The sequence below is a fragment of the Nitrospirae bacterium YQR-1 genome (assembly GCA_039908095.1).
In the GTDB taxonomy this organism is placed as follows: domain Bacteria; phylum Nitrospirota; class Thermodesulfovibrionia; order Thermodesulfovibrionales; family Magnetobacteriaceae; genus Magnetomonas.
Genome location: JAMOBJ010000013.1, coordinates 42,210 through 69,080, shown reverse-complemented (window position 1 = coordinate 69,080; position 26,871 = coordinate 42,210). Strand labels below are relative to the sequence as shown.

General features: G+C 40.3%; 26 protein-coding genes, 1 tRNA gene and 1 pseudogene. 12 read left to right on the top strand and 16 right to left on the bottom strand.

What is annotated here, in order from left to right; all coding sequences use genetic code 11:
* Nucleotides 1-6: 6 nt before the first annotated feature.
* Nucleotides 7-1,350 carry a sigma-54 dependent transcriptional regulator gene (locus H7844_08295; GenBank protein ID MEO5357282.1) on the top strand — a complete coding sequence of 448 codons (1,344 nt, stop codon included), beginning with the start codon at nucleotides 7-9 and terminating at the stop codon, nucleotides 1,348-1,350.
* Between the two features lie 28 nt (nucleotides 1,351-1,378).
* On the top strand, nucleotides 1,379-2,710 hold the full coding sequence (locus H7844_08290; protein ID MEO5357281.1) for a M23 family metallopeptidase: 1,332 nt from the start codon (nucleotides 1,379-1,381) through the stop codon (nucleotides 2,708-2,710).
* A 29-nt stretch (nucleotides 2,711-2,739) separates the two neighbouring features.
* Here the strand turns inward: H7844_08290 and H7844_08285 are convergent, their stop codons facing one another.
* A complete protein-coding gene (locus tag H7844_08285) occupies nucleotides 2,740-3,750 on the bottom strand; it encodes a glycosyltransferase (protein MEO5357280.1) in 1,011 nt (336 codons plus the stop codon).
* Nucleotides 3,747-4,736, bottom strand: coding sequence for a glycosyltransferase family 2 protein (locus H7844_08280; protein MEO5357279.1), 990 nt, complete (start codon nucleotides 4,734-4,736; stop codon nucleotides 3,747-3,749). The genes H7844_08285 and H7844_08280 overlap by 4 nt, the downstream gene beginning before the upstream one ends.
* 245 nt (nucleotides 4,737-4,981) lie before the next feature.
* Between H7844_08280 and rfbG the strand changes: the two genes are divergently transcribed.
* Nucleotides 4,982-6,064 carry a CDP-glucose 4,6-dehydratase gene (gene rfbG / locus H7844_08275; GenBank protein MEO5357278.1) on the top strand — a complete coding sequence of 361 codons (1,083 nt, stop codon included), beginning with the start codon at nucleotides 4,982-4,984 and terminating at the stop codon, nucleotides 6,062-6,064.
* On the opposite strand, the gene H7844_08270 is transcribed toward rfbG, so the two are convergent.
* A complete protein-coding gene (locus H7844_08270) occupies nucleotides 6,061-6,750 on the bottom strand; it encodes a Crp/Fnr family transcriptional regulator (protein MEO5357277.1) in 690 nt (229 codons plus the stop codon). The two genes, rfbG and H7844_08270, sit on opposite strands and share 4 nt — an antisense overlap.
* Before the next feature lie 347 nt (nucleotides 6,751-7,097).
* On the opposite strand from H7844_08270, the gene H7844_08265 reads away from it, so the two are divergent.
* Nucleotides 7,098-7,976, top strand: a complete 879-nt coding sequence (locus H7844_08265) for a helix-turn-helix domain-containing protein (GenBank protein MEO5357276.1) — start codon at nucleotides 7,098-7,100, stop codon at nucleotides 7,974-7,976.
* A 115-nt stretch (nucleotides 7,977-8,091) separates the two neighbouring features.
* On the opposite strand, the gene H7844_08260 is transcribed toward H7844_08265, so the two are convergent.
* Together H7844_08260 and H7844_08255 are read right to left on the bottom strand one after the other, a co-directional pair.
* Nucleotides 8,092-8,958, bottom strand: a complete 867-nt coding sequence (locus H7844_08260; GenBank protein MEO5357275.1) for a DUF169 domain-containing protein — start codon at nucleotides 8,956-8,958, stop codon at nucleotides 8,092-8,094.
* A 298-nt stretch (nucleotides 8,959-9,256) separates the two neighbouring features.
* Nucleotides 9,257-10,852: a hypothetical protein gene (locus tag H7844_08255; GenBank protein ID MEO5357274.1), complete on the bottom strand. Its 1,596-nt coding sequence runs from the start codon at nucleotides 10,850-10,852 to the stop codon at nucleotides 9,257-9,259.
* A gap of 255 nt (nucleotides 10,853-11,107) precedes the next feature.
* On the opposite strand from H7844_08255, the gene H7844_08250 reads away from it, so the two are divergent.
* Together H7844_08250 and H7844_08245 are read left to right on the top strand one after the other, a co-directional pair.
* Nucleotides 11,108-11,314: a hypothetical protein gene (locus H7844_08250; protein MEO5357273.1), complete on the top strand. Its 207-nt coding sequence runs from the start codon at nucleotides 11,108-11,110 to the stop codon at nucleotides 11,312-11,314.
* 269 nt (nucleotides 11,315-11,583) lie between these two features.
* The gene (locus tag H7844_08245) at nucleotides 11,584-11,961 is read left to right on the top strand and encodes a hypothetical protein (protein MEO5357272.1); all 378 of its coding nucleotides are present in this window, start codon (nucleotides 11,584-11,586) and stop codon (nucleotides 11,959-11,961) included.
* A gap of 29 nt (nucleotides 11,962-11,990) precedes the next feature.
* Here the strand turns inward: H7844_08245 and H7844_08240 are convergent.
* The 8 genes from H7844_08240 to H7844_08205 all read right to left on the bottom strand — a co-directional run bounded on the left by H7844_08240 (nucleotide 11,991) and on the right by H7844_08205 (nucleotide 20,025).
* Nucleotides 11,991-12,062 (bottom strand) — tRNA-Gly (locus H7844_08240).
* Nucleotides 12,063-12,456: 394 nt separating this feature from the next.
* The gene (mtaB, locus tag H7844_08235; GenBank protein MEO5357271.1) at nucleotides 12,457-13,725 is read right to left on the bottom strand and encodes a tRNA (N(6)-L-threonylcarbamoyladenosine(37)-C(2))-methylthiotransferase MtaB; all 1,269 of its coding nucleotides are present in this window, start codon (nucleotides 13,723-13,725) and stop codon (nucleotides 12,457-12,459) included.
* Nucleotides 13,725-15,038: a tRNA (N6-isopentenyl adenosine(37)-C2)-methylthiotransferase MiaB gene (miaB, locus tag H7844_08230; GenBank protein MEO5357270.1), complete on the bottom strand. Its 1,314-nt coding sequence runs from the start codon at nucleotides 15,036-15,038 to the stop codon at nucleotides 13,725-13,727. The genes mtaB and miaB overlap by 1 nt, the downstream gene beginning before the upstream one ends.
* A gap of 8 nt (nucleotides 15,039-15,046) precedes the next feature.
* Nucleotides 15,047-15,775, bottom strand: a complete 729-nt coding sequence (locus H7844_08225) for a tetratricopeptide repeat protein (GenBank protein ID MEO5357269.1) — start codon at nucleotides 15,773-15,775, stop codon at nucleotides 15,047-15,049.
* 52 nt (nucleotides 15,776-15,827) lie between these two features.
* Nucleotides 15,828-16,547 carry a segregation/condensation protein A gene (locus H7844_08220; GenBank protein ID MEO5357268.1) on the bottom strand — a complete coding sequence of 240 codons (720 nt, stop codon included), beginning with the start codon at nucleotides 16,545-16,547 and terminating at the stop codon, nucleotides 15,828-15,830.
* Nucleotides 16,548-17,378 (bottom strand): putative 4-hydroxybenzoate polyprenyltransferase, encoded by an 831-nt coding sequence (gene ubiA / locus H7844_08215; GenBank protein MEO5357267.1) that lies wholly within the window; start codon nucleotides 17,376-17,378, stop codon nucleotides 16,548-16,550. It lies immediately after the preceding gene.
* Between the two features lie 38 nt (nucleotides 17,379-17,416).
* Nucleotides 17,417-19,147 (bottom strand): GAF domain-containing protein, encoded by a 1,731-nt coding sequence (locus tag H7844_08210; GenBank protein MEO5357266.1) that lies wholly within the window; start codon nucleotides 19,145-19,147, stop codon nucleotides 17,417-17,419.
* Complete coding sequence (locus H7844_08205; GenBank protein ID MEO5357265.1) at nucleotides 19,147-20,025, bottom strand: phosphoribosylaminoimidazolesuccinocarboxamide synthase; 879 nt, start codon at nucleotides 20,023-20,025, stop codon at nucleotides 19,147-19,149. Before H7844_08205 ends, H7844_08210 begins: the two co-directional genes overlap by 1 nt.
* A 248-nt stretch (nucleotides 20,026-20,273) precedes the next feature.
* On the opposite strand from H7844_08205, the gene H7844_08200 reads away from it, so the two are divergent.
* The 3 genes from H7844_08200 to H7844_08190 all read left to right on the top strand — a co-directional run bounded on the left by H7844_08200 (nucleotide 20,274) and on the right by H7844_08190 (nucleotide 21,665).
* Nucleotides 20,274-20,582: a YtxH domain-containing protein gene (locus H7844_08200; protein MEO5357264.1), complete on the top strand. Its 309-nt coding sequence runs from the start codon at nucleotides 20,274-20,276 to the stop codon at nucleotides 20,580-20,582.
* A gap of 435 nt (nucleotides 20,583-21,017) precedes the next feature.
* Nucleotides 21,018-21,200: a hypothetical protein gene (locus tag H7844_08195; GenBank protein ID MEO5357263.1), complete on the top strand. Its 183-nt coding sequence runs from the start codon at nucleotides 21,018-21,020 to the stop codon at nucleotides 21,198-21,200.
* Between the two features lie 3 nt (nucleotides 21,201-21,203).
* Nucleotides 21,204-21,665: a type II toxin-antitoxin system VapC family toxin gene (locus H7844_08190; GenBank protein ID MEO5357262.1), complete on the top strand. Its 462-nt coding sequence runs from the start codon at nucleotides 21,204-21,206 to the stop codon at nucleotides 21,663-21,665.
* Between the two features lie 204 nt (nucleotides 21,666-21,869).
* Here H7844_08190 and H7844_08185 read toward each other — a convergent pair.
* Nucleotides 21,870-22,281, bottom strand: a pseudogene (locus tag H7844_08185) (transposase).
* A gap of 86 nt (nucleotides 22,282-22,367) precedes the next feature.
* Between H7844_08185 and H7844_08180 the strand changes: the two are divergent.
* On the top strand, nucleotides 22,368-22,613 hold the full coding sequence (locus H7844_08180; GenBank protein ID MEO5357261.1) for a hypothetical protein: 246 nt from the start codon (nucleotides 22,368-22,370) through the stop codon (nucleotides 22,611-22,613).
* Nucleotides 22,614-22,831: 218 nt separating this feature from the next.
* Here the strand turns inward: H7844_08180 and H7844_08175 are convergent, their stop codons facing one another.
* Nucleotides 22,832-23,278 (bottom strand): hypothetical protein, encoded by a 447-nt coding sequence (locus tag H7844_08175; protein ID MEO5357260.1) that lies wholly within the window; start codon nucleotides 23,276-23,278, stop codon nucleotides 22,832-22,834.
* Between the two features lie 233 nt (nucleotides 23,279-23,511).
* On the opposite strand from H7844_08175, the gene H7844_08170 reads away from it, so the two are divergent.
* Nucleotides 23,512-23,991: a hypothetical protein gene (locus H7844_08170; protein MEO5357259.1), complete on the top strand. Its 480-nt coding sequence runs from the start codon at nucleotides 23,512-23,514 to the stop codon at nucleotides 23,989-23,991.
* Between the two features lie 18 nt (nucleotides 23,992-24,009).
* Here the strand turns inward: H7844_08170 and H7844_08165 are convergent, their stop codons facing one another.
* The gene (locus H7844_08165; protein MEO5357258.1) at nucleotides 24,010-24,489 is read right to left on the bottom strand and encodes a chemotaxis protein CheW; all 480 of its coding nucleotides are present in this window, start codon (nucleotides 24,487-24,489) and stop codon (nucleotides 24,010-24,012) included.
* A gap of 625 nt (nucleotides 24,490-25,114) precedes the next feature.
* On the opposite strand from H7844_08165, the gene H7844_08160 reads away from it, so the two are divergent.
* Nucleotides 25,115-26,848 (top strand): ATP-binding protein, encoded by a 1,734-nt coding sequence (locus H7844_08160; protein ID MEO5357257.1) that lies wholly within the window; start codon nucleotides 25,115-25,117, stop codon nucleotides 26,846-26,848.
* The last annotated feature ends 23 nt before the right edge of the window (nucleotides 26,849-26,871 follow it).

Here is a 26,871-nt window from a genome sequence, read left to right as displayed (position 1 = left end):
GCAGATATGGGCGATTTTACAGTTGTTTTAATTGATGATGAGAAGAGCATAAGGGAGACCCTGTCGGAGATTTTTGAGGATGAGGGTTTTAATGTGGTGAAGTTCGAAACAGGCGAGGAAGGAATTGAGTATATAGAGAAAAATCACCCTGATGTGGTATTTCTGGACTTATGGCTTCCAGGCATAGACGGTCTTGAGGTGCTTCAGAGGATAAAACAGCTTAACTCAGTGTTGCCTGTTATCATAATATCCGGGCATGGGAAAATCGATCAGGCGGTAAAGGCTACACGGCTTGGAGCATACGATTTTCTTGAGAAACCGCTGTCGCTGGAGCGGGTGCTTCTTACGGCAAAAAACGCAATTGAGCGTAAGGAGTTACAGGTACAAAACGAGACACTGAAAAAGGATATGATCCAGAAGTACACCATAGTCGGCGAATCAAGGGCTGTCAGGGATTTGAAAAAAGAAATAGAAATAGCCGGAAAGAGCAATGCAAGGGTGTTGATAATGGGTGAGAGCGGAGTTGGAAAGGAACTGGTAGCAAGAAACCTCCATCATCAGAGCGACAGGGTTAATAAGGCATTTGTTGAGGTAAATTGTGTTGCCATCCCTCAGGAGCTTATAGAGAGCGAGCTGTTTGGCCACGAGAAGGGCTCCTTCACGGGTGCTTTTGAAAAGAAAAGAGGTAAGTTTGAGCTTGCTAATGAGGGGACTCTGTTTCTGGATGAAATTGGTGATATGTCTATGACAACGCAGGCTAAACTTCTTAGAATCATAGAAACTCAGGAGTTTCAGCGTGTCGGCGGCAGTAAGAACATAAAGGTGGATGTCAGGATAATAGCAGCTACAAATAAGGACTTACAAAAAGAGGTTAAGGAGGGTAAATTTCGTGAGGATCTGTTCTTCCGGCTGAATGTTATCCCCATAGTAGTGCCTCCGCTGAGGGAAAGAAAAGATGATCTGCCCATACTTATAGAGCACTTTATGGGGGTATTTGCAGCAGAGTATGCGCGCCCGCTGCGGGTTATTAGTCCTGAGGCTATGAAAATTCTCATTACCCACGACTGGCCCGGCAATGTCAGAGAATTAAAAAACACTCTTGAGCGCCTTTTCATAATGACTCAGTCAAAAGTCATAATGGCAACTGATATATCCATCGGCGACTCTCCGCAAAAAGACTACTTTGCTTATGAAACTCTCAGGGAGGCCCGTGATACCTTTGAAAAAGACTACATAATCAGGCAGTTGGTTAAACACAAGTGGAATGTTTCCAAAACTGCAGAGACCCTTCAAATTGAAAGAAGCAACCTTCACAGAAAAATTAAGGGCTATGATATAGATATTCCATGAGAAATTTAATAATAAGGAGAAAAATATAGTGTTTAGAAATGAAACTAAACAAGGCACATTAAAATATTTTTATTACCTATTGGGCATTATAGGTATATCTCTGGCGGGTTTTTCACTTATAACTTTCATAAGCACTAAACCCCCTGTAATTTCAGGAATTGAGGGTCTGGAAAAACTACCGCGTAAAAAAGAAATTCCTATAAAAATAGAGAGCAAATCAGCACTGAAATCTGTCATGATAACAATATCACAGGGTAATATCACTAAGGAACTGCTTCCGTTAAGTAAACCAGGGGGGAAAACAGCAGAGTATCTGCTTAAAGTCGAACCTAAAAAGTTGGATATTAAAGACGGTACAGCTTCCATAAAACTCACAGTAAAAAGCGGTTTGTTTTCAAAGACTGAAAAACAGTTTGAGGCGGTTATTGACACCGTTGCTCCGGTGCTATCCGTACTTGACTCATCATATATAACTGATCTGGGTTCAGCCACTGCGGTGCTGGCAGAGGCCACAGGGGCAGATTCAGTTTATGTTAAAATTGGAGATAAAACGTATCCTGCAGTAAATTCAATTTTCAAAAACAAGAACCACTACTTTTGTATTTACCCCCTTGATGTGGATTATAAGGAGACCATCCCTATAAATGCCGTCGCAGAGGATGATGCCGGAAATGTTGTCATGACGGGTGTTAAAACCATATTTAAGCCCACGGTATTTAAGAAAGACGTGTTAAAAATATCCGATGATTTTATTAAAAGGCAGGTGTTTACGCTTTTAGGACTTACTGAGGGGGAGGTGGAGCCGGTTGATGCGTTTAAAAAAGTTAACGAGGTTTGGAGAGCGGAAAATGAAGCTAAAATAAAGGAATTGACATCTAAGAGTGTAAGTGAAATCCTTTGGCAGGGTGCTTTTATTCAAATGAAAAACACAAAGGTCTTTGCCCATTTTGGAGATATAAGGTCATATGAGTATGGCGGAAAGATAATAAGCGGCAGCCGCCATATGGGCTTTGATCTGGCCTCTCTGGCTAACTCCCCGGTTCCTGCCTCAAACACAGGTATTGTCCAATTTGCCGGTAATCTTGGAATTTACGGCAACACCATAATAATTGACCACGGCCTTGGCCTTATGAGCCTTTACGGTCATCTTTCCTCGATTTTGGTGAAAGAGGGAGACAAGGTTACAAAAGGCAGTATAATTGCAAAAAGCGGTATGACAGGATTTGCCGGTGGAGACCACCTGCACTTTGCAATTCTGTGCCACGGCGTATATGTAAACCCGGTCCAGTGGTGGGATATAATGTGGATAGACAAACGAATTAACCTTGTTCTTAAAAAGGGTAGTATGTCATTGGAATAAGACAGGCTTGCCGGCAGCCATGTTCATTATCAATCTTTCAGAATTAACTCCGACGCCGAAACCTCGTGTTTTTTTAGCATATTTGAAAACTCCAGTGCCGTGATTCTTCTTTTAAAAAACATTCTTTTTTTTAGCATCGAGGGGATTTTTACAGCAGCAGAACTATATGCTTTTAAAAAGACGGCAGCCATGCCGGATGCACTTACTCCCCCGGCAAATCTTGCAGTGCTTCCCCTTTTAGTTGCGATGGAATACATCTGCCAGATATATCTTTTAAACGTGTAAAGAGGCACTTTCAGCAAAAATTGCAGAGGAAAATTTTTGACGGCCACCCAGATTCTGTTTCTCTCCACAAGGAAAGCCTTAAACTCTGAGTACTTGCCGCCTGTTTCGGAATACTTGTGGTAAACCACGGCATCAGGGCAGAAAACTGCCAACCAGCCGGCAAGCCTTCCCCTTAGCCCGAGATCGACATCCTCGCAATAGGCAAAGAAATCCTCATCGAAAAGTCCGGTTTCATCAAGCATTTTACGCCTGAGCAAACAGGCACAGCCGCTTGGGTAAAGAACATCCGTTTTATCGTCATACTGCCCTGTATCGGTCTCTCCCCTGCCCCTTTGCCTTCCTATTCCATCAGGGTAAATCAACATTCCCGTGGAATCTATTGTCATCTTATCAAGCAGAATTTTAGAGGCCGCCATGCCTGTGTTTTTACTTCCATGCATTGATTCAAAAAGCACCTTAAGCCACTGTGGTGAGACCTCAGTATCATTATTTAAAAGAGCGACAAAAGGACTTTCTGAGGCTTTAATTGCTGCATTACAGGCATGGGAAAATCCGGTGTTTTCGTTAAATATAATCAGTGTTACTTCTGGAAAAACCTGCTTTATCAGCTCAACAGAGCCATCGGTTGAGCCGTTATCAACTACAATTATTTCGAAATCTTTAAAAGTCTGATTTCTTAAAGAGTTCAAACAGTCACTAAGATACGCCTTTCCGTTGTAATTGGGGATTATGACAGTAACAGCTGCGTCTTTCAACACCGCCTCTTTGGCACTGATGAAATATCAATATTTACGGCCTGAAGGAGCATCTGAAATGATACAATTATTGGCAACGCTACAAGCATAATTGTGCCTGGGGATCTGACAAGGCCCGTAAGGGAGGACTGTGCCCATTCATAGAGACCAAGGGCCAGGGCAAACAGAAACATCGGAATCCCAAGAAGCATATACACCGATGCCATGTTAAAATCATAGATAAGGTATTTTAATAAAAGGCGTCTCATTAGTCCTGACAGGAGTTTTGGCGGGAAACTCAGAAGCACTTTTGTAACAGAAAGTGAGCTCTCCTCATCGCCATATTTTGCCGGAATACTAACGTCAGCAACAACGGCATTGATAATATTTAAATTTATCAACATACTGGATTCAAAGAAGTAGCCGGTGGATATTTTTTTAAGGTCGAGTTTTCTCAGGGTTTCAGATAATATGGCAGTGTAGCCGTTTGTGGGATCTGCTATGTTCCAATACCCTGATGTCAATTTAACCGCAAAAGACAAAGCACTATTGCCTAAAAGACGAATAACCGGCATGGTCTTTAACGCTTTAAAATCAAAAAACCTATTACCTTTTGAATAATCGGCACAGCCATCAACAATGGGCGTAATTAAATCATTCAGATACACGGGGTCCATCTGGCCATCTCCGTCCATTTTAACTATGACTGTGCAATCCAGTTGCAGCGCCTTTTTATAACCCTCAACAACTGCACCCCCTACACCCATGTTCTTAGTGTTATAAATAACGGTTACTCTCTTATCAGCCGTTAACTCCGCGCTTTTACCGGAATTTTCAGGGCATCTGTCATCAACAACGATAATCTCATCTACCTCTGCCGGTATAGTTGATAACACACCTATTATATTAGCACTAACCTTATACGCCGGTATAACAACGGCAATCCTCTGTTTCCCTTTGTTGTCTTTATTGTCTGATGTTTTATTGTATTTATTGCCGTCTGTCATTTTGAGTATTCATTTTTACAAATAACACATTTTTGTTTAAAAAGTTTTTCTTATTCTAAGTGAGTAGCAGCCATGGCGATTTGAATTAAAATAACACATTTTTTTTAAAAAATCAAATTATGGATTTTTCTGTCTATTAAGTTCACCCCTGTTAATGTTATAATCAGAGCTACATAGCGTTGAGGGTATTAAGTGCAATGAAATATCGGCAATTCACCTGGAAGTTGTGGGAGGTATTGTAGAAAATGGATATTTTTAGCGGACTTTACAGAGATAGACGTGTGATGGTAACCGGACATACCGGTTTTAAGGGGTCATGGCTGTGTTTGTGGTTAAAGGAGCTTGGTGCAATAGTTAGCGGATATGCCCTCCCGCCGCCAACCAACCCCAATCACTTTGACCTTCTTAGCTTAGACATTGCATCAATTAAAGGAGATATCAGGGACAGGGTGGCTCTGAATGAGGCATTTAGCGCTTTTGAGCCGGAGATAGTTTTTCACCTTGCCGCACAGGCCCTTGTCGGCCCGTCGTACATAAATCCAGTTGAGACTCTGGAAACTAATGTAATGGGAACTGTAAACGTGCTTGAAACATGCCGGCATATAAAGAGCATTAAGGCAGTAGTAATCATAACCAGCGACAAGTGCTATGAGAGTAAGCACTGGGTATGGAGCTACAGAGAAATGGACGAAATGGGCGGACATGACCCATATAGTGCTTCCAAGGGCTGTGCCGAGCTCATTACCGCCTCTTATAGAAGGTCTTTTTTTTCCGATACTGAAAACAAAACTCCTTTTGTGGCAAGCGCACGTGCCGGCAATGTTATAGGCGGAGGGGACTGGTCTGAATTCAGGCTTATTCCGGATATTGTCAGGGCAACAATAGAAAACGACACCATTTACATAAGGAAACCTGCCTCGGTGCGTCCGTGGCAACATGTGCTTGAGCCACTCTCCGGTTATCTTACATTGGGAGCACAACTACTTGCAGGAAGGAGGGAATTTGCCTGCCCATGGAATTTCGGCCCTGATAACAACAGCTATCTGACCGTCATGGAATTAATAGAGATGGCAAGAAAATCATGGAGTATAATTTCCTGCGAAATACGCCCTGTTGACTGGCTTGCCGAGGTGGATTATCTGAAACTTGACTGCTCAAAGGCAGCGGCAGAGCTGGCGTGGAGCAGTGTCTGGAGTATTGAGACAACGCTTCGGAGAACCATTTCGTGGTATGTTGACTATTACGAGAAAAACGTTGTGCTTAGCCATAATGACCTGTATGAGTATGTAAAAGATGCAAAAGCCCGTAATCTTGCCTATGCACTTTAATGGGAATGTTCCAGATATCCATGTAATTTTTTAAGATTTTTTAGCTTTATGCGGTCTCCTGTTGTCTCTATTAATCCGTTGTTTCTGAACTTTATAATTGTTCTTGAGACTGAAACTCTGGTGGAACCGGTCATATCTGCCATTTCCTGGTGAGTCATTGAGATTTTAACAGTATCACCATCGGCATATTTTAGCAGCAGGGAGACGATGCGGGTCTCAATGTCCATAAATATCATATTTTGCAGCATGTTTTCCGTGTTGAGCCTTTTGTCGCCAATCATCTGGATAAGTTTAATTGCCAAATCAGGTATAGATTTCAGGAAAGTCTCAAAAACCTCTTTCTTTATTTCAATACCTGAGCAATCCTCGATAACCTCTGCAGATGTGCTTCTCTCTTTTTCCCCTGCCAGCGCCAGTTCACCGAAGAACTCCCCGGGCTCAACCACATCAAGAATAAAAATCCTGCCGTCATGATTCAGTTTTGAGAGTTTTACGTAACCGCTCTCTAAAAAAAATACAGACTTTGACTCCAGGCCCTGCATGTACAGGGTCTCTTCTTTTTTTAAATTAAACGGCCTGGACTGTTTACGTAAAGAGATGAGTTGCGTATCCATTACTGATGAAAACAGAGGATTAGTCTCAAACTTAATGCTTTTGCCTGGTTTATTTTCAACCTGATATTTCATCTCATACCTTTTATACCTTCCCTTGGTGTCATATTATAACATAACGTTAAAGGTAGTTTCTCTCTTATTCCAATTCTAATTCATTTGTCTAACTTTGTTGGCTTAGTCACAAGCTCCGGGGCGTCTCCCCTAATACCAAGTAGCAGTCAAAAGAGTAACGAGGCGTCGCTTGTTCCCAGCCGCCTGCGTTTACTTTTGAATTAAAATTGGAATTACGCTGAATAGATTTGTTTGGGATGTACAGAACCTGTCTTTTTATTTTACATGCACACTTGATTTTCTTTGATGATATGTGTTTTCTTAATAGTAGTGTTATTTAGTCAAATTCTTACTGAGGTGCAGTTGGGTTGATAGGCGAGTACTTAACCAAAGTACGTATAGAAGCTGGGGTTTCCATTGAGGATATGTCAAAAAGAACCCGTATTCGGCGCTCTTACCTTATCGCACTGGAAAAAGACGATTTTAGTAATATTCCAGGCGAGACTTATATTAAAGGCCACATACAGACATACCTTAAAGCTCTGGGTGTAGACCCATCGGATGGACTAAAAATATACCATGAACAATTAAAACAAACCTCGGATGTTGGTACCAGCGTCACCCAAAACACTGAGTTTAATCCTGTTAAGGGTAATTCCGTCAAACCGGCAAAATCATATAAGTATATTTTAGCAGCGATAATTCTGTTTGCAGCAGCAGCCATTTTTTTTATATTTAATAAAAACATTCAAACTCCGGGACTAAAGATAGATTTTTTTAGCAGGATATCAACAAATATCCGGCAATTTCTGGACACTGTGAATTCATCACAAACAGACAACACCTCTTTGCCGGCGCAACCGGCTGCTGCTCAGTCAGATAATGGTACAACTGCATTGTTAGCACAAACCACGGTAACAGAACCATCTCCGTCTCCACAACCGGCAGCTGTCACTGCTGATGTTGCATCCGGCACGAAACAGCATACTCTTACCCTTAAGGCGTCGGATTTAACATGGTTGAGTGTCAAGATTGACGGCAAAGAATCAAAACAGATGTTTCTTAAACCGATGGAGACGGTACAATGGGTAGCCGATGATAATTTCATATTAAAACTTGGTAATGCCGGAGGCGTCAAAATCGTTTTTGACGGCAAAGAGCTTGAGGGTTACGGGCAGAAGGGAAGTGTCATTACTCTTCAGTTGCCGCCAAAGCCGATTCCTTCTGAAACACCATCAACTGAGTAAGTTAGTTATTCTAAGGGGTTTAGCTGCTTATTATACCGGAGGTGTTTGGCAGCGCCGTTATCCTTTTTTATCCTTATACCAAGTTGCATTCAATCGTCTAACTTCGTTGGCTTTGTCAAAAGCTCCGGGGCGTCTCCCCAGGGGAATCCCCTATGAGGGGAGGCGTCGCTTTCTCCTTGCCGCCTGTGTTTACTTCTGACTGCAACTTGGTATTAGATTTAACACATATAATAAGTGGACAGTTTTTACAGACATCGGCACCGGGGAACAGATCCCCCGGTCTTGTAACGGATGAGCTGCCACAGAGATTCTTTCTGTCTAAGAGCCTCTGAGTAGTGTGCTCTATGTGGCCGCCGGGAATCATGACATTTATTTCACCTCGTTCGGTTTTTCCTGAGTTATAGCTGCCGCTGCACGCTGTCAGCATATTTAACGTGTTTTCATTATAAGAAAACACAGAGCCTCCGCAAGCTGATGAGTTCATTGTCAGAGACGGTCTGAGTGGATGAACGTCCATAGCCGCCATATAGTCAACAACAAGGTGATATGCTTGCATGTTGTCGCAATAGAAATGAACGACATCAGGCTTAAAGTAAGACTCCGCCAGTGGTGAAACGGCAAAAGCCTTAAGTTGTCCTTCCGGTAAACGTGGTTTTGTTTTTATAAATCTTTCCGCCTGCTGCATATCTTTGGTGTATTTCAGATGGGTTTTAATTTCAGCATCATCTAAAGATTTCCAACCAAATATATAGCGAGCATTTGCACAGCCCAGAGTTTCCTTTGTCCCCAGGACAGTTTGCCCTTTCATTCTCGATCCGATTTCAAACTGACAAAATGTTATCGGATGAACCGGTATATGGTAAGAAACATTATCCTTGAAATCCTCAAGCTCTAAATCATTAAAAAAAAATTTTACTGCTACAGGATAGTGCATGAGCCTTAACTCATTCATAAGGATGTTTTGTATTTCTTTATTGTTCATCATATCCGCCCACTGGTTTTTATTAACTCAGAAGCATTTTAAAATATTTATTTATTAATAATCAATGAAACGAACAGACTTACCAAAAAAACTATACAACATTGTCTAAAAATTATAGAAAAAACATGTTATTCCAATTCTAATTCAAAAGTAAACGCAGGCGGCTGGGAACAAGTGACCTCCCCTTACAGGGGATTCCCCTTTTAAGGGAGCTTACGTCAAGGAGCTTGTGACGAAGTCAACAAAGTTAGACAAATGAATTAGAATTGGAATTAATGCTTTAAGAACTGAGCAACATCTAATGTATGTTAAGAAACCCGTACTGATGTTTCCACTTGTTTAATGTCTCAAGGCTGTCAGTTACTTTAAAAACGTGAAAGCGCATCAAATTAAAAGCTTTTGATTCAATCTCCACACTGTATCTCCAGTTTGACATAAGCTCAGGGTAGGAGGTTCTAGTTAAAATCGTTGTGAAATTATGCTTTTTAAAAAGCTCTCCCATCTCCGGTGTGTACTTATCTCTCAACATAAAACCCTTTCGTTCTGCATAGTATAAAATCCTCGGATTCCAATCAAAATCGGCAATTACTACGTATTCGTTGTCAGCGGTTACGGTTTTTATGAAATCAGGAAGGGTTATTTTAGGCGGGTATATGTTTTGAACAAGTGGAAATGTCAGGCGGGCTAACACATCAGGAAGCGTTGTCAGTGTGATAATAACAATGGAGGCAATAAGGACAATCCTCTTTCTATGCACTAACTTACAGAAAAAAGCATAAACTGAAAACCCAATGATTACAGACACAAGCGGGCTTACAGCCATCAGATAATAGTCGTGAATTGTGAAGAGATTAAAAAAGACGGAAATCTCAAAGACAATCCCAAAGAAGCTGAAGAAAAAAAACAGTGCAATTTTTTTGTTATCCCTCAGAGCGTACCAAACACCGATTGGTAAAAAGAATATAAAAAATCCAGGTACTATGCTGTGTAAGGATTTTATGACTTTTAACCAGTTGCCGGTTTCAAGCCTTTGCCTGATAGTGCCGTAGTTCCACTCTGTGAGATTTTTTGAGGTTAGCCATACAGTAAAAGGTGAAGCGTTTTTTACATAATCTGTGTAGAGTACCCAGCCGTAACCGAAAACAAGTGGAATTATAAAAACAATACATAGCAGAGCAATGAGTTTTCCGGTTTTTACAGAGAGTTCATCCGGCAGCAGGGTGGAGCCTTTATCTATATGTTTATCAACAACATAATATGCTGAGAAACCAATCATCACAGGAATGAAGGCTAACACAGTGGTGATTTTGGTTAAATACGCAAAGATTCCCATGACTATTGATATGTAAAAATTTAAAGAAAAAAGAGTTTTTTTATTTTCGAGCCATTTGATAAAAAACACTAAAAACCCGAGGGAAAATGCAACGGAGCAATAGTCAATCATACATGTGCGGCTCCAGATGATTGTAAAGGGATTAAAAAGGTAATAAAAGAGAATAAAAACTGGTGGCAGATGTTCTTTAAAAATAATTTTTAAAATCAGATATAAGAACAATGCCGAAATATAAAAAAAGAAAATATTGGTAACTCTGCCAGCGGTGTCAATATTGCCGATACCTGACTTAGCCAACACGGCGGCAGTGATTTGAAAAACCGGAAACTCAAAAGGCACCTTCCACGGGGGGCCAAACAGTGGGGTTTCATAGTTAAAAACTTTAATTCCATCCCTGACAAATGTCTGTATGGTTATGGCGGTCTGGGTTTGTCTGAAGGCATGAATGGTGTCAAAAAGGGGCGAGTTTATATTAACAAGTCTTATTGCCAGCGACAGAATAATAAAAAACCAAAACACAAATGTTATGGCCTTGCCTTTGAGTTTAAAACTACCGCGCAACGTTGTCTCTCCTCCACATCATTTATTGGCAACATAAACTTACCTTTAATATCCTTCAGAATATCTTTTAGTTTACCAAAATCCTCTCTAAAAATATCTCTTTACCGTCAGGCTCTCCCAAATTCCGGCAGTGAACATGTTAATAATTTATAGGAATCATATAAGGAGATTGAATCTGCACGTTCCACATACAGAGAACTTAGAAAAAAAGGCAAAACTAAAGAGGCCGGAGAGATAGCGCAGGAATATCCTGTGATGCTGAGTTTAAGCAGATTTAACGAGACATTAGGAAATATCAACAAGGTAGTTGACAGGGTCTATAATAGTGCGGCCATGGGTTCAGAGGAAAAAAGAAGGACTATTGACCAATTACGCTTACGCTCTGACGAAATAACCAAAAGAGGTAACGAGCTAATTAAGAAAAGTACAGACTTAAGAAAGAAGGCGGCTTTAGCAGGGTAGGGGGTTAAGCGCTTACGTTAACGGCTCAACCTTACGTAAGCCCCTTGAATTTTTTTGTTTTTATGATATATTAAGAACATGGCAACAGCAATAGACACATTAAAGATATACGAACGGCTGAAAAAGGCTAATCTTGGGGATGAGGCTGCTAAAGAGATTGTAATTGTTTATTGTGGATTGGAATTAAGATTTGGTTTTAATGATAGCATGTAAGCGCAGGTGTTGTCAAGAGAGTTGACTTTTTTTTCTCTATATGATAGTCTAAAGACATGGAAAACAGAGAAGAGATAAAAGAAGTCGTTCTTGAGGCATTGGGACAGGTTATACCGCAATTAATAGAAGCAATCGATAAGAAGGTTGATGCTAAGTTTGAGGCTTTTGAAAAGAAGGTTGATGACAGGTTTGAAGCCTTTGATAAAAAAGTTGATGCTAAGTTTGAGGCTTTTGAAAAGAAGGTTGATGACAAGTTTGAAACCTTTGATAAAAAAGTTGATGCTAAGTTTGAGGCTTTTGAAAAGAAATTTGATAAAAAAGTTGACGCTAAGTTTGAAGTCTTTGAAGGCAGAGTGCGCCAGATATTTCGTGAGGAACTTGATAAATCAGCCTTCTCGGTAGACCATCCTATTAAACTTACAAGAGTTTCGTAATTTTTATCCAAAATAAAGAAAAACATTAAAGCGGGCGACGGGATTCGAACCCGCGGCCAAAAGCTTGGGAAGCTTTCACTCTACCACTGAGTTACGCCCGCAATTATATGAATAATAACACTTAACAGCCACTCCTTGCAAATGTTTTTTTCTTTTAACAATATGTCAGTTAATTTTACAGGTTATTAATATTTTATACACCGGTTTTATTCTAATATTTCAAAGACTTAAACAATTTATTAACAAAACATCCCTGAGATTGCCTATAATCCGTCAGTGAAAAAACTTCTCAAAGAACTGCCAATGAAAATAAATGATACCTATCCCGAACATATTGTTTTACATAATATTACTTATCGGACATTATTTCTAAACATCTTCTGTTAATAAATTGTTTGTATTTGCCATAAAACCCCCTGAGATTGCCGTTGCCATGTTGGTTTACCGAAATTGTACAAATATTAGGCAAAATTTTATTCTTTATTTAATAAGAAGTTAGAATGTATTTATAGGATTGCCTGTCAGTGAGCCGCCATTGTAGGCTGTAACTATAAGACTTATAAGGGATTTCTCTGTTATCGGGATGTTACACGCTTCCTGCAATGTTACTTTAAGATAGTTGTCAGTTGTCACCTGTCTGAGAGCTCCGTCACTTCTTTCCACAATTGCTTTGAGTATCCGTCCTTGCTGGTTTTTCATATACGAATTCTTAAAATTATCGGACAACGTCCGTAGTTTAGATGCTCTTTCTTTTTTTATCCTTCCTGTAATGTGGTTAGACATATTAAAGGCTTCAGTGTTTTTTCTCTTTGAATATGGAAACACGTGCAGATACGTTAACGGTAGCATTGAAAGAAATTTGTATGTGTTTTCAAAATGCACATCAGTCTCGCCCGGAAATCCCACAATGACATCTGTGCCAATTGAGATGTTTTCAATTTCACGCCTTAACCTTGTTGTGATTTCCCTGAACTGCTCTGTATTATGAGGCCTGTTCATCAATTTAAGTATCTCATTATCACCGCTCTGAACTGGTATGTGAATATGCTTACAAACCCGTTCATCTTTAAGGAGTTCAAATAAACCCTCATCAATCTCATTGGCCTCTACAGAGCCTATCCTGAGCCGAATTCCGCCGGTGTTACAAAGAATATTTTCAATTAATGTTGAAAGTGTTACTTTCGGAGGTTTTAAATCCAGCCCGTAATGTCCGATATGTACTCCTGTGAGCACTGCCTCATTAAAACCGTCTCGCTCCCATTGTGCAGCCTCCTGCACTATATCCCACACGCCTCTGCTCCTTGACGCTCCGCGTGCCCTGGTAATTACGCAGTAAGAACATTTGCAGTTACAACCGTCCTGAATTTTTATAAAGGCACGGCTTCTGAATGTTGTTGCCGATACTGTGGGTCTCTCTGTGTTTTCCATAACGCCATGGGTTGCCAACTTCATTTTAAAGAAATCTGTTTTGTCCTCATTTTTTATAATTTCAATATTAGAACCAAGCTGTCGTATTTCACTCTCACCGGTCTCTGAATAACACCCTGTCACAAAAACCCTGCCGGATGACCTCAGCGCCCGCCTGATTAACTGTCTTGACTCATAATCGCTCTTTGCAGTGACTGTGCAAGTATTTATGATACAAATATCGGGGTTTTGTTCTAATCCAACAGGTGTGTGGAAATTCTCAAGAAAAGCCCTCTCTATTGTTGCCGTCTCTGATTGATTTGCCTTACAACCTAAAGTGATTATTGAAAATTTCATTATACAACGAGCTCACCGTCAAGTGAATGTTTAAAGCCCTCCGTTATCCGCACTATAACGGCCATTCCCCTTTTAGTGTTTTCATCAGGAGAGAAATTCACTATTTTATTTGAGGCTGCCCTTCCAAACCATCTTTCTGCATTGGTTTCACTCTTACCCTCAACCAACACCTCGATGCGCTTACCCTGAAGAGTTTTGTTCTTCCTTTCCGTAATTTCATCTGCTATTGAAAGAATCTCGGCAAGTCTTTGAGATTTTACAGAATCATCGAGCTGGTTTTCCATAGTTGCAGCCCTTGTATCCGGCCGTGGGGAATATTTAAATGCAAAAATACCGTCAAATTCAATTTCCTTAAGTGCCCTGACAGTCTCTTTATGATCATTGTCGGTCTCGCCCGGAAATCCGGCAATTAGGTCGGTTGTAATGGCAATGTCAGGGACATGTTTGCGCAGTAGCTGTATCTTATTATAATACTGTTCATATGTATAATTTCTGTTCATAAGTGAAAGCACACCGGTTGAGCCGGATTGAAGAGGAAGGTGAATGTGATTACAGATTTTTTGAGTTTTCCCCATTGTAACGGCAAGCTCCTCGTTTAAGTCCTTGGGGTGAGAGGTGATAAAACGGATTCTAAATATGCCTTCAATTTCACTTATCATAGTTAAAAGCTCTGCAAAGGTGCAATTGCCGTTATATGAGTTAACGTTTTGCCCAAGCAGCGTGATTTCTTTATAACCACGCCGGGCCAGCTCCTTCACCTCTGAAATGATATGGCCATATGGCCTTGAGCGCTCCCTGCCCCTTGTGTAAGGCACAACACAGTAACTACAGTAGTTGTTGCAACCATACATAATGTTGACCCATGCACGTAAGTCGTTATCTCTGTGGGTTGGCAGCTGCATTTGATATATGTCAGTGTTTTCGTCTTTCTCCTGAGTAAAAGCCGTCCGTTTTTCATCATAAAGAAACTCCTTAAGGTTGAATATATTTTGAGGGCCAAAGGAGAAATCCACTGAGGGGTGTGACTTAAGAAGTTTCTTTCCCTGTTGCTGGGCAATGCAGCCGGAGACGGCGATTTTTAATTCCGGTTGTTTTTTTTTCTGTATGCTTAATTTACCAAGATGACTGAGGAATTTCTGTTCCGCCTTCTCTCTGATGCTGCAAGTGTTCAGAACCACTAAAGAGGCTCCATCGGGGGTATCTGAAATGTCGTAGCCCTCCCCTTTCAAAATACCTTTTATTTTTTCCGAATCGTGAACATTCATCTGACATCCCCATGTATGAATATAGGCTGTCAATTTATCTTTTTTCATATGTGTTCCTAATAGTTTAATATTTCAAGAAAATCAATGTAGTCATGTCTTTCGGGCTCAGCTATGGTGCGTTTTCTTTTTTCAAACTCCTCACGAGCCTTAGCAAGATCCCCCTTTAAAAGTTGATCTATTTTTATGGCTTTTATGAGATTTTCAGAGGCCTCCCCGTAGCGTCCCATAGAGTTCAGCACCAGAGCTATACCCATGTAGGAGCTGCTGCTTTTCATATTTCTCTTTAAAGATTCATTAAATGCACCAAGAGCCTCACGCATCTTTCCTGTGCGGTAGTACGAATATCCGAGATTATTGTAAGCTCTGTCAGGTTTTTCATAGAATTGGTTTTCAAGTGCCTTTTTAAAATATTTTATGGAATCTTCCCACTGCCCCATTCTTGCATAGGTTATGCCCAGGTTATTGTGGGCTTCAGAGTAATTGGAATCTGATTTTATTGCTTTTTTAAAAGCCTCAATCGCACCTTGCATATCCTGAAAATGCAGACAGGTAAGGCCAAGGGCATTGAGTGATTCCTTGTCGTCGGGGTCTGTCTCAAGAGCTTTTTTAAACTCAATCTGAGCGCCCTGAAAGTCCTGCTCATTTATCTTGGACATGCCCATCTTATAGTGTGAAACCACTCGTCTGTCCTTGTTATCGGAAGCATTCATTGATGTTGCACAGCAACACAACATGGCAGACAGTGCCGCCGGTAAAACCGTTACTTTTAGCAAAGCTCTAATCAAACCAACCACCTCCGTAGTACTACTGTTGAGTATTATCATTTCTTATATAGTCTCATTTGCGTCGTATAATCTTAATTTCACCAAAGTCTTGCTCCTGAGAAACAAAAGCAAGCCCCAGTCTGAGGATTTCAAGCAGTGCCAGAAACGATACAATCATATTCACCCTGTCCTCTGTTTCTTTAAAGAGATCATTAAATATTATCTCACCTCCTATTTCAAGCCTCTCCATAATGATAGCAATTTTGTCCTTTAAGGTCAAGCTCTCTCTGGTAATACGCCTATCCATAGAGGGTTTTTTATCTATCAGAGAGGAAAACGCCTTCAAAAGCACATACAGGTCAACGTTAAACAGTGTTTGCTCAACACTTCCCTTATCCACCTCCTCAACCCACTGGGGTTCCCTGAAAAAATAAGTTTCCCCGAAAGCCTCTTTTTCTTTAAGTGCTAAGGCGACCTCTTTAAATGACTGGTATGCAAGAAGTTTTTCAACAAGTTCAAGACGGGGGTCATCCTCATCGTCAAGTTCATCCTGCTGCTGCACAGGCAGAAGCATCCGTGACTTTATGTGTATCAGGGTTGCAGCCATTACGATAAATTCACTTGCTATGTCAACGTTGAGCTCTTTCCATGCCTCCAGGTAGTCCAAGTATTGTCTTGTTATAAAGGCAATAGGAATGTCGTAAATGTCTATCTTGTTTTTTTGAATCAGAGAAAGCAACAAGTCAAGGGGGCCTTCAAAAACAGGAAGTTTTACTTTAAGTTCCTGCTCCATCTATGCTTTAAATAAAGTGTTTTCAATAAGAACAAATACAAAAACAGTGACGCTTATATAGCCGTTGATATTAAAAAAAGCCATATTGAGTTTACTGAGGTCATCAGGTTTAACCAACGAATGTTCATATATTAAAAGCGCTGCAACCACGGTTATTCCGATAAAGTAAAGAAATCCCATCTTAAAGATGGCCCCGGTTACAGCAAGAAATACAAACGTCAGCAGATGAAAAAACCTCGATATGGTTATAGCTCTTTTGACCCCGAATCTACGTGGTATAGAGTAAAGGCCGTGTCTTCTATCAAAGTCGACATCCTGAAGGGCATAAAGAATATCAAAACCGGCAAGCCAAAACACCACTGCCAAAACAAGCGGAATTATAGATATGGAAATATCGCCTCTTATGGCAATCCATGCTCCAAGGGGTGCTCCGGATATTGCAACACCAAGAAACAAATGTGAACTCCACGTGAAGCGTTTAGTATAAGAATAAAAAAACAAAACAGCTAAGACAAGAGGTGAGAGCTTAAGACACAAGGGATTTAACATGTACGCCGACACCACAAACAGTGCTGAAAAAACTGCGGTAAACACAGAGGCCTCTGCTGTTTTAACTGCCCCGGAAGGTATCTCCCTGTTTTGAGTGCGGGGATTGAGTGCATCAATTTTTCTGTCGGCTATCCTGTTTAGTCCCATAGCAGCAGAGCGCGCACTAACCATGGCTACCGTTATCCAGAGAATTTCCCTTGCCCCCGGTATGCCACCACCAGCCAAAATCCCGGATGTAAAGGCAAATGGCAGCGCAAAGACAGAATGGGAAAACTTTATCATTTTCAGATAAAGTACGGTACGTCTTAAAAAGTGTGGTGTTATTTTGATTTGGAAACCTGTTTTAACAATAATGAATTTTCCAACGCTATGGAGACCTCTTCACAAAGAGCCATGGCAAAGTCTATCTCATCTTTTGTAAAGTCTCTGTGTTGTGTGGTTAGAAGCCGTAACACTCCGATTGTTGTATTATTGTATGACATCAGGGGGACAGCTAAAAGGCTCTTTATGCCTTCTTCCTTTGCCTCCCTGTGGTACATCACCCTCGGGTCTTTACTTATGTCGTAGATGGCTACCGGTTCACCTTTAAGAGCCGCTTTTATGTTTTCCTCTACCTCGACATCACCACGGTCAAGGTACTGGCTGCTTAGTCCGGAGGATGCCATAAGTTTGAGCTTATTCGTTTCAGGGTCTATCAGTCTTATAGTGGCGGCCTTTGTATTCATTACTTCAGGAAGTTTTTTCACGATTAAATTTAAAATCTCACCAAGGTCCTTGTGCTTACTCATAAGCTTTGTTATTTCCTGAAGAGTTTTTAAGTATGTCACCTCTCTGTATTTCTTTTCATACATTCTTGCATTTTCTATTGCTATCCCGCACTGTTCGGCTAAAAAAGCGGAAAAGTCCGTTTCCTCCTGTGTGAAGTTTTTATACCATCCAGTGTAGATACTAAGTATCCCGATTAATTTTTTTCTTACCTGAATAGGTACGGTTAATATACTCTTTATACCCTCTTCTATAATGTTCTTTTTATTGAGGACACGGCTGTCTGTAGTGGCATCGTAAATTGCAACCGGTGACAGATTAAGCTCCTGCATAATTCTTATATCTTTTTCATGTGGAAACGGGATGGCCGGGTTTTCGAGATAGAGGTACCGAAGTGCCTGAGAAATGTTCATATCCTTCAGGGGGGCGTTAGCAAAAAAACTATCCTTCAGCCCGCATGAGGCCACAACTGTGAACTTTTTTGTCATCTCATCTACAAGCTTTATTGTAACAGCCTTCACCCTGAATGCATCGGCTATCTTTTTTACTATGCTTTTGAGAACCTCCTCAAGTTTTAGCGAGGAGCTTACCGCTTTTGAAATCTCCCGAAACAGTCTTAAATATTCCTTTTCACGAGTAACCAAAGTTTCATATTCTTTTGCATTCATTATAACTATTGCAGCCTGTTCGGCTATTGCAAGCAGGAACTTTCTGTCCTCCTCGGCATAATCACGGGGCTCAGCCGTGTACATCCTGAGCACTCCAATTATCTCGTCTTTAAATCTTAGGGGAATTGATAAAATACTGCTTATCCCCTCTTTTTTAGCCTCTTTATAGTATTTGGAATCCTCATCAAATGTTATATCATACACGGAAACTTGCTTACCGGAAAGGGCGTCCTCTATGCTTTTATCAATTTCAACCGACCCTTTATTGACATACTCCTGACTCAAACCATAGTATGCCGCCACATCAAGAGTGCCGGACTTTTTATTTACAAGCCTGAGCAGACTTGCCTTCACATTCATAACTTTCACAATACTGGTTACTATCAGATTGAGCGTTTCATCTAAAGAAATACTTGAACTTATCACTTTGCATATGTTTTGATAACTTTCGAGATACACTCTTTTTTCAAATATCTTTTCAGAACAGTCAGGGCACATTCCATGGGTCGTCTCCCCCATGCCTTTAATGGCAAAGTACTCTTCTATTGTCTGCCATGAAGTATCGTCCGCCCTGATTTTCTTGCACCACCCGCAGACCATTTTTAATTGATTATCCATCAGTTTCCCGTTAAAATATTAAGTATTTCTTTATATTTTTGAGAGGTCTTCTCAATTACCTCAGCCGGAAGCACCGGCCCCGGATAAGTCTTATTCCAGTTTAGTGTAAGCAGATAATCTCTCACGATTTGTTTATCAAAACTCTCCTGAGCTTTTCCTGGAACGTATTTTTCCTTTGGCCAAAACCTTGATGAGTCCGGTGTAAGTACCTCATCTATCAAAATAATCTCTCCGTCACAGAGCCCAAACTCAAACTTGGTATCTGCAATGATAATCCCCTTTGACAAGGCATACTCGGAGGCCTTTTTGTAAATCTTTAAACTAAATTCTTTAAGCTTTGCCATATGGCCGGCACCGGCAATTTCTGAGGCCTCTTCAAATGTTATGTTAATATCGTGGCCGCTTTCAGCCTTAGTGCTGGGTGTAAAAATAGGTTCATGGAGTTTATCCGATTCCTTCAGACCGGCAGGCAGATTAATCCCGCAAACCTTCCCGCTTTTTTTATACTCACTCCAAGCCGAGCCGGAAATATACCCCCTCACTATACACTCAACCGGTGTTGTGACTGCCTTTTTTACAAGCAGCGCCCTACCCTTTAAACTCCCGGCATATTTATGGCAACCATCAGGAAATTCCGATATATCAGCACTTTGAAGGTGATTTCCTACAATATCCTTTAAAAATGAAAACCAGAAAACAGAGACAGCAGTCAGCACCTGCCCCTTTGACGGTATGCAATCGGGAAGGACAACATCAAAAGCAGATATCCTATCTGTTGCGATAAATAAGAGATATTGGTCTATCTCGTAGATATCTCTCACCTTACCCCTTCTCAGTAATTTCAAATCTGTAAAATCAGTCTCTCTTACGCTGCCCATTAAATCTTTCCTTTGCAAGCCATTTTTCAGTACTTTTGCAGGCCGTTTTCAGTACTTTATGTCTCTATGAAAAAATCAAATTTAGTTACTAACATAGTAAATGATAATAGAAATTCTTGTCAAGGTTTAACTATTTTCTTTTTTTTTATAGTGATTGACAAAAGATATATTTGTTCTATATTATACTTAATGGGCTGTATGAATCACATTAAAAAAACTAACAGGGAAGAACGGATAAGGTTATAGATATGATAAATCCTAAACAGAAATTAGCCAGTGCAATAGTGTTTGCATCAGTTTTTTTGGGTAGTTTTATGGGGGCGGCAATAACTATAATAACAACTCCTAAGACAGCCGCAAAGGAATTGAAGGACAAACTAGGTGATACCGCAGAGGTTTTTAAGGAGAATATGACCGAGCACCTCGACAGTGCTGCAATAAGACTGATAGAAAACAGCACTCACTTTTTGACTAAGACTAAGATGACCATCGGTAACTATGACCACATTTTAAGCACCATAAAAGAGTCTTTGCCGGGCATCTTAAAGAAACAGTGATTCATTGCGGCTTTGTGTTATTCCAAATTATAGTTCAAAAGTAGAAGCAGGCGGCAAGGAACTGGCGACGCCTCCCTCACAAGAGATTCCCCTTGTATGTTTCAATAGAGAGTGAACTTCCCCCGAATTAGTGGACAACCTGATAAGATGGAAAAAAGAAAATACAGGGAGAGTTATGTTCAAAAATATATAAAATGATGAAAATCCATATTGATTTTAGTATTGTTGATGAAAAAATAAACTTTTTGTAGTGGAAAAAAATGGATAGTCTGCTGTAATCTGAAATTTCTCCTCAAAAATCCCTTTTAACGGGATACAGGTTTTTCTATATCGGATTTCGGGACCTGCATTTGCATTTTGGTGGCTATTTTGATATTATATAGTATCAATAATGATTACAGTTACGGCACTCAGTACATTAAGGAGGTCGTCAAAATGCCATCTACATTAAAAGAGGCAATTGATTCTATTAAAGTGTTACAGGGGCAGCAGGAAACCGGCAGAAAAACTTCAGAAGAACTTTTAGGGAAATATAAGGGTATTATCCCTGCAGGAAAAACATCGTCTGAATTTATTAGAGAACTTCGACATTCGTCATTTGATAAAGTAAAAGGTTGAGAAGTGGAGTTTTCTAAGGTTTTACTTGATACGGATGCTGTGATTAATTGGCTTATTGAAGAGACTGAAACCGTATCTGGTAAAGAACTGTGGAAAGCGCCGTTTGAGATAGTACGTCTTATTGAAGATAGAAGCATTTTAGGATTCATCTCCCTTACAACACTTCTTGAAATCCGATATTTACTTCGTAGAAAAAAATCATATCATGATTATCAAATAGAAGAGGATATTTCAAAAATAACAGGCATTTTTGATGTTATTATACCTGATGAAATAACTCTGCTTAAGTCAAATTCTCTCCAATCAGCCCGTCCGCTTGATCCTTTTGATGCAATACATCTATCTGTTGCCTTGGGATTGAAACCAATTACTTTAATTTCAAGAGATAAAGAATTTATTAACGTGGCAGGAAATCTCGTAGATGCCTTAACCCCCGAAAATTTTATAAAAACTGTTAAACATTAATTTCAGGAGAATATCTATTACATCCACAACCTACACACTCCATCACTCCCTATACCACCAATGACCCTCTACCACCTTCCTCTTCGTTTTAATAAACACATCTATCAACTTACCCCTCTTAACCACCCGAATTTCACACTCCTGACTAACCCTATGGCATTCAGTGTCAATTGTAAGCGTCAAGTTAACCCCACCCGTGATTTTTTATGTAAACAGTTTTCGGTCTATATATTGTGGGAGCAGGGCTCTGTAATCATTTTCATCTTTAGCATAAGGCAGATGTTCAAAGATGTAGGTTAAATATTTATAAGGTTCAAGTTTATTTGTCTTTGCGGTTTCTATCAGGCTGTATAAGGCAGCACTGGCCTGCCGCTCCACGAGGGTGCCCGGAGAACAGCCAATTCTTACGTCCCAGCACAAAAGGTCTGATGGCATTCTCTATCAAATTGTTGTCGGGCCTTAATCGCCCATCCTCTATATATCGTACAAGTCTGTCCCATTGGTTCAGTGTATATCCTATATCCTTACCCAATAAGCCCTTCGAAGGTGTTATGTTGGCCACTTTAATCAACCATTTATGAAATTCCTCAAGTATTGGCTTAGCCTCCCCTTGTCGAATTCTATAAATATCCTCAATTGAAAGTCCAAACTCTTTTGACTGCTACTTGGTATGCCATTAGTAAACGTAATTTGGATGTAACAGTGGGTTCTAATGGTAGGCATTTTGTAGTTTCAAATGATGAAGAGGGTTTAACTGATTTGGTAAGCCGGATAAAAAAGATAGGCGAAGTAACAGTGGTAATGGAGGCAACATCGGGTTATGAAAGACTTCTTAAAGCTGGTAAACAATCTAAAGTCGGGATAGTCGCCTGTATGCATAAATTGCTTATTATAATGAATAGCATAGTTAAAAAAAGACAATTATGGTCATCCGGAAAACCGACATAGATGTAAGCAAAACGAGTAGAGGAGTTAAAATTAAAGAAGATAATAAGAAGTAAGAGATCAGCGGAGAGGTTAAGCAAAAAAAGGGTCTTTACCCACTCAAAACGTGAAAGAACCTTTTTTTTAAATTTTACTTGACGTCACGGTTGCTTCAGGGGAGACGCCACGGAGCTTGTGACTAAGCCAACAAAGTTAGACAAATAAATTGGAATTGCTAACTTTTACAAGCTGAAGTCGGCTAAGGATATCCTGTTGTTTTCAAAAGAGGCGTACTCTGTGTTGTTTTTGGAGTCCTTTATCTTTATTTTAGGACTAACACCAAGAGTTTCTTTGGCATGGGCTATAGTTTTTATAAAATCTTTTCTTTTGTTAAGTGCGCTTTTTTTCCAAATGATTCCATCAACTCTTACCACAAGGTATCCCTCTTCCTCGCTGTAGTCCTTCACAAATAAATAACTGTTTTTTATGAAAATATCATTCAATACATTCTCGGCGGTTTCTATTTCCTTTGGATCGGTACTTTTTTGTGGAACCTTGGTTTCAACCCTGCCGAAACTCCCCGTAAACAACATTATCGAATATATGAAAATCACAGCCGCTAAAAGTATTATACTTGCAAATTTCACAACATTAACTTTCTTTCCTTTGCATTGAACAGAACTGTCCATTAAAAAGCCTCCATGGTTTTTGGTTACATCATACAGACACTTAAATCAGTGTACCATATATATAAAAATTAGTAAAGAGTAAAAAAAGGTTTTACAAGAGTTTCTTTCTAAAAAAAAATCTCCGGTCTCATGTGATAGGATGCTGATAAAAAAATAAAAAAATTATTGACTTGCAATCTGTAGTATGTTATACTATATGTGTAGTATTATAGCTAAAGGGGAAGTCTAATATTATGGATATAAGCTTATATAATATTAGCAGCTTTAAAAACACCGTCAGTGTCTTAGGTGGCGGCAAGAGGGAGCAAGGTGGGCAAAACGCTACTTCATCTTTGCCTACTGGGCAGGCAATTGCCTCCGCAATAAACGAAAACATCTCACCTGCTTCCATTTATACTCCACCAAAGCTTAACCTGCTGGACCAACTCAGCAAGTCCATGTTGCAAGCGCAGCAAGAGCAGCAGGAAGATAAAAAAAATGAGAAAGATAACTCCGGCGGTTCTGTTAAGGAAGATGAAGAAAATCCTTTAAAGCAGTCTGTAAGCAGTCTGAAAACTCTCTTTAGCGGTACTCAGAGTGCAGAGACAATGCCGCCCTCATCAAATTTACTGTTTACCACGGAACATAAGAAAGCCCTCAATTCATATCAGAGTGCTTCCATGGACTTCACTAACACCACAAAAAAAGGGGCACTTGTGAATTTCTCTGTTTAGCCTTATCAACCCCTGTGATTAAGCCACTTTCAATAAGGACAATTCCTCAAGAGAAAACACCTTATCAATGTCGAGTATCATCACAAAAGAATCGTCCTTTCTACCCATACCCGCAATAAAGTCTCCACTAAGGGTAGTACCAATTTTGGGGGGTTCTTCTATATTAGCAGAGTCCATTCCAACAACCTCATCGACAGCGTCGGCAAGGGCACCAAGAGCAGTGGATTGCCCCTCTATTGAGACCTCTACAATTATAATACACGTATTTACAGTCTTCTGAGTTTCTGACATAGAAAACTTAAGCCGTAAGTCTATCACAGGCACAACGCTTCCCCTGAGATTAATCACACCCCGCATAAAACCCGGTGTCCTGGGCACCTTGGTAATGGTATCAAACTCAAGCACTTCTTTCACCTTCATTATGTTAATGGCAAAAACCTCGTCACCTAACTTAAATGTTAAAAACTGGTTATTTTCTTCCGGTATATTTGTTTCCACCCAGAAATCCCCCCTTTGTTAAAACTGTATTGTCTTTATTTGTTGCCTGCCACCGTTTTGACTATAAATGAGCCTCCATAAATCGATACTGCCAAACTTATACCAAGTTGCAGTCAAAAGAGTAACGAGGCGGCAAGGAGAAAGCGACACAGGCGTACTATGCTCGTACGTCAAGGAGCTTTCGACAAAGCCAACAAAGTTAATCGAATGAATGCAACTTGGTATTATCATGACACTGCAACTTCTTAGTATAGGTAATCATATTTTAACAGGTTTTGTCAATTTTGAAACGCCTCCCCCTACCCTTACGCCCGGGACACTGATACCAGGTTGCAGTCAAAAGAGTAACGAGACGGCAAGGAGGAAAGCAACGCTTTAGTACACCCCGGAGCTTTTAACGAAACCAACGAAGTTAGACAATTGAATGCAGCTTGGTATTAATTCCTATTATCTCCTTTAATTTCAACATCTTTACTCGTTTTTCTCTCCTCTATATCGGATTTCGGGTTTTCCTGTCCCATAGACTTTTTATTCTAAACATGCTAATATAAATAGCTTAATCTATGAGGATGCGCTGTTAGTCAAATGGTGTATAAAAAAAAGCAAATAAAATTGTAATAGCATAATGTTTGACAAAGAAACCTGGGAAAGATTAATACAAGAGTTTTTACTGGAAAGCACTGAGTCAATAGGACACATTGAACGGGGTCTTCTGGAGCTGGAGGCTAATCCTGAAAGCGGGAAAGGGTTGATAGAGGACGTTTTCCGCCATATGCATACGGTAAAAGGTAATTGCCGGATGCTTGGCTTCAGCAGACTTGAGGAGTTAGCCCACTGTGCAGAAAACGTTCTGGATATTTTACGGGATGGAACACTCACCATAAATCGCCAAATCGGTTCAGCTCTGCTTGAAGTGGTTGACCGTGTTTACAGTGTTCTTAAAGCTATTGAAAAAAATGGAGAAGAGGGTAATATTGATTTTAGTATTCTGATTGATAAACTACAACATATTCAAACGACGGTAACTTCAACTCAGAATTTACACACTTCCAATACTCTTGATTTATCAGAGTTTGACTTTGACGATAAACCAAAACCTCCGGATGCCGTCAGCACCGGCACGACGGCCAAATACAACACAGAAGAGTCATCAATAAGTCTTGAGACTATACACCTGCCGATTACACGTTTAGATACCCTGATGAATATAATCGGAACTCTGGTTGTCACGTTTAATCAACTGAGGTACTGCCTTACTCAAAATCGCAAGGATTACCAACAAATGCTCGATGGTATGGAGCAACAACTACAGCAAATGCAGGATGAGGTACTGAAATACCGCCTTCAACCGGTTGGGCGTGTGTGGGAAACATATCATCGGCTGGTGAGAGAGCTTGCCGTGGAATCCGGCAAGAAAGTTTATCTGAGCATGAAGGGAGAGGATACCGAAATTGACCGCACAGTACTTATGTCGCTTAAGAGCATCTTGGGACATATGATCCGAAATGCCATAGATCACGGAATAGAACCCCCTGATGTAAGACTTGCCAAAGGGAAATCCGCCTTGGGTAAAGTCGAGCTGTCCTCTGAACAAAGACAAGGCTATATTTACATGGAAATCGCCGATGACGGCGCAGGGATTGACTTAAACCGTGTCAAATTAAAGGCGGCAGAGGCTGGTCTTATTACACCTCAGCAGGCTCAAACCATAGACGATACAACAGCCTTTAATCTTATCATGGAGTCCGGGTTTTCCACCACAGAAACAGTCAGCAAGATATCAGGCCGTGGCATTGGCATGGATGTGGTGAAAAAAACTGTGGAAAAAGCGGGTGGAACACTTTCAGTCTCAAGCACCACAGATAAGGGAACCTGCTTTTCCATACGCATACCCCAGACTATGGCTATTGTCCCTGTTTTGCTGGTTTCAACGTCAGGGGAGCACTTTGCAGTTCCACAATCAGGCATTGTTGAATTACTCTCTTTTTACGGTGATGAGGTGAAGGGAAATGTTGAAAAAAAAATGCACTCTCTGATGGTTCGCTCACGGGAGCGTTTACTGCCTCTTATAAGACTAAAGCAGGTTCTCAGTGAATGTGATGCAAACAACGATAATATCAGCGAGCTGCTTCTAAAAGAACAATGCCACGTGGTAATATTACACAGCGATGAGGGTGACTTCGGCCTGGAAGTTGACGGGATAGAAGAAACAGTAAATTTGGTTGTAAAGCCCTTAGCACGTATGTTTTCTCATATATCCATCATCTCAGGAACCGCTCTTATGCCTGAGGGCACAGTGTCGTTTCTGCTTAATATTGCTGAAATCAGAAAATTTCAATATCAGCATGAAAAAATTTAAAAATAAATAAATTAACAAGGGAG

What these genes read in the sequence shown, in the direction of transcription:
- H7844_08220 (MEO5357268.1), bottom strand. Translation starts at nt 16,547, where the DNA reads ATGGAGCAGGAACTTAAAGTAAAACTTCCTGTTTTTGAAGGCCCCCTT.
- H7844_08295 (MEO5357282.1), top strand. Translation starts at nt 7, where the DNA reads ATGGGCGATTTTACAGTTGTTTTAATTGATGATGAGAAGAGCATAAGG.
- H7844_08260 (MEO5357275.1), bottom strand. Translation starts at nt 8,958, where the DNA reads ATGAACAATAAAGAAATACAAAACATCCTTATGAATGAGTTAAGGCTC.
- H7844_08245 (MEO5357272.1), top strand. Translation starts at nt 11,584, where the DNA reads ATGGAAAACAGAGAAGAGATAAAAGAAGTCGTTCTTGAGGCATTGGGA.
- H7844_08200 (MEO5357264.1), top strand. Translation starts at nt 20,274, where the DNA reads ATGATAAATCCTAAACAGAAATTAGCCAGTGCAATAGTGTTTGCATCA.
- H7844_08280 (MEO5357279.1), bottom strand. Translation starts at nt 4,736, where the DNA reads ATGACAGACGGCAATAAATACAATAAAACATCAGACAATAAAGACAAC.
- rfbG (MEO5357278.1), top strand. Translation starts at nt 4,982, where the DNA reads ATGGATATTTTTAGCGGACTTTACAGAGATAGACGTGTGATGGTAACC.
- H7844_08250 (MEO5357273.1), top strand. Translation starts at nt 11,108, where the DNA reads ATGCTGAGTTTAAGCAGATTTAACGAGACATTAGGAAATATCAACAAG.
- miaB (MEO5357270.1), bottom strand. Translation starts at nt 15,038, where the DNA reads ATGAAAAAAGATAAATTGACAGCCTATATTCATACATGGGGATGTCAG.
- H7844_08210 (MEO5357266.1), bottom strand. Translation starts at nt 19,147, where the DNA reads ATGGATAATCAATTAAAAATGGTCTGCGGGTGGTGCAAGAAAATCAGG.
- mtaB (MEO5357271.1), bottom strand. Translation starts at nt 13,725, where the DNA reads ATGAAATTTTCAATAATCACTTTAGGTTGTAAGGCAAATCAATCAGAG.
- H7844_08175 (MEO5357260.1), bottom strand. Translation starts at nt 23,278, where the DNA reads ATGGACAGTTCTGTTCAATGCAAAGGAAAGAAAGTTAATGTTGTGAAA.
- H7844_08195 (MEO5357263.1), top strand. Translation starts at nt 21,018, where the DNA reads ATGCCATCTACATTAAAAGAGGCAATTGATTCTATTAAAGTGTTACAG.
- H7844_08205 (MEO5357265.1), bottom strand. Translation starts at nt 20,025, where the DNA reads ATGGGCAGCGTAAGAGAGACTGATTTTACAGATTTGAAATTACTGAGA.
- H7844_08160 (MEO5357257.1), top strand. Translation starts at nt 25,115, where the DNA reads ATGTTTGACAAAGAAACCTGGGAAAGATTAATACAAGAGTTTTTACTG.
- H7844_08170 (MEO5357259.1), top strand. Translation starts at nt 23,512, where the DNA reads ATGGATATAAGCTTATATAATATTAGCAGCTTTAAAAACACCGTCAGT.
- H7844_08270 (MEO5357277.1), bottom strand. Translation starts at nt 6,750, where the DNA reads ATGAAATATCAGGTTGAAAATAAACCAGGCAAAAGCATTAAGTTTGAG.
- ubiA (MEO5357267.1), bottom strand. Translation starts at nt 17,378, where the DNA reads ATGATAAAGTTTTCCCATTCTGTCTTTGCGCTGCCATTTGCCTTTACA.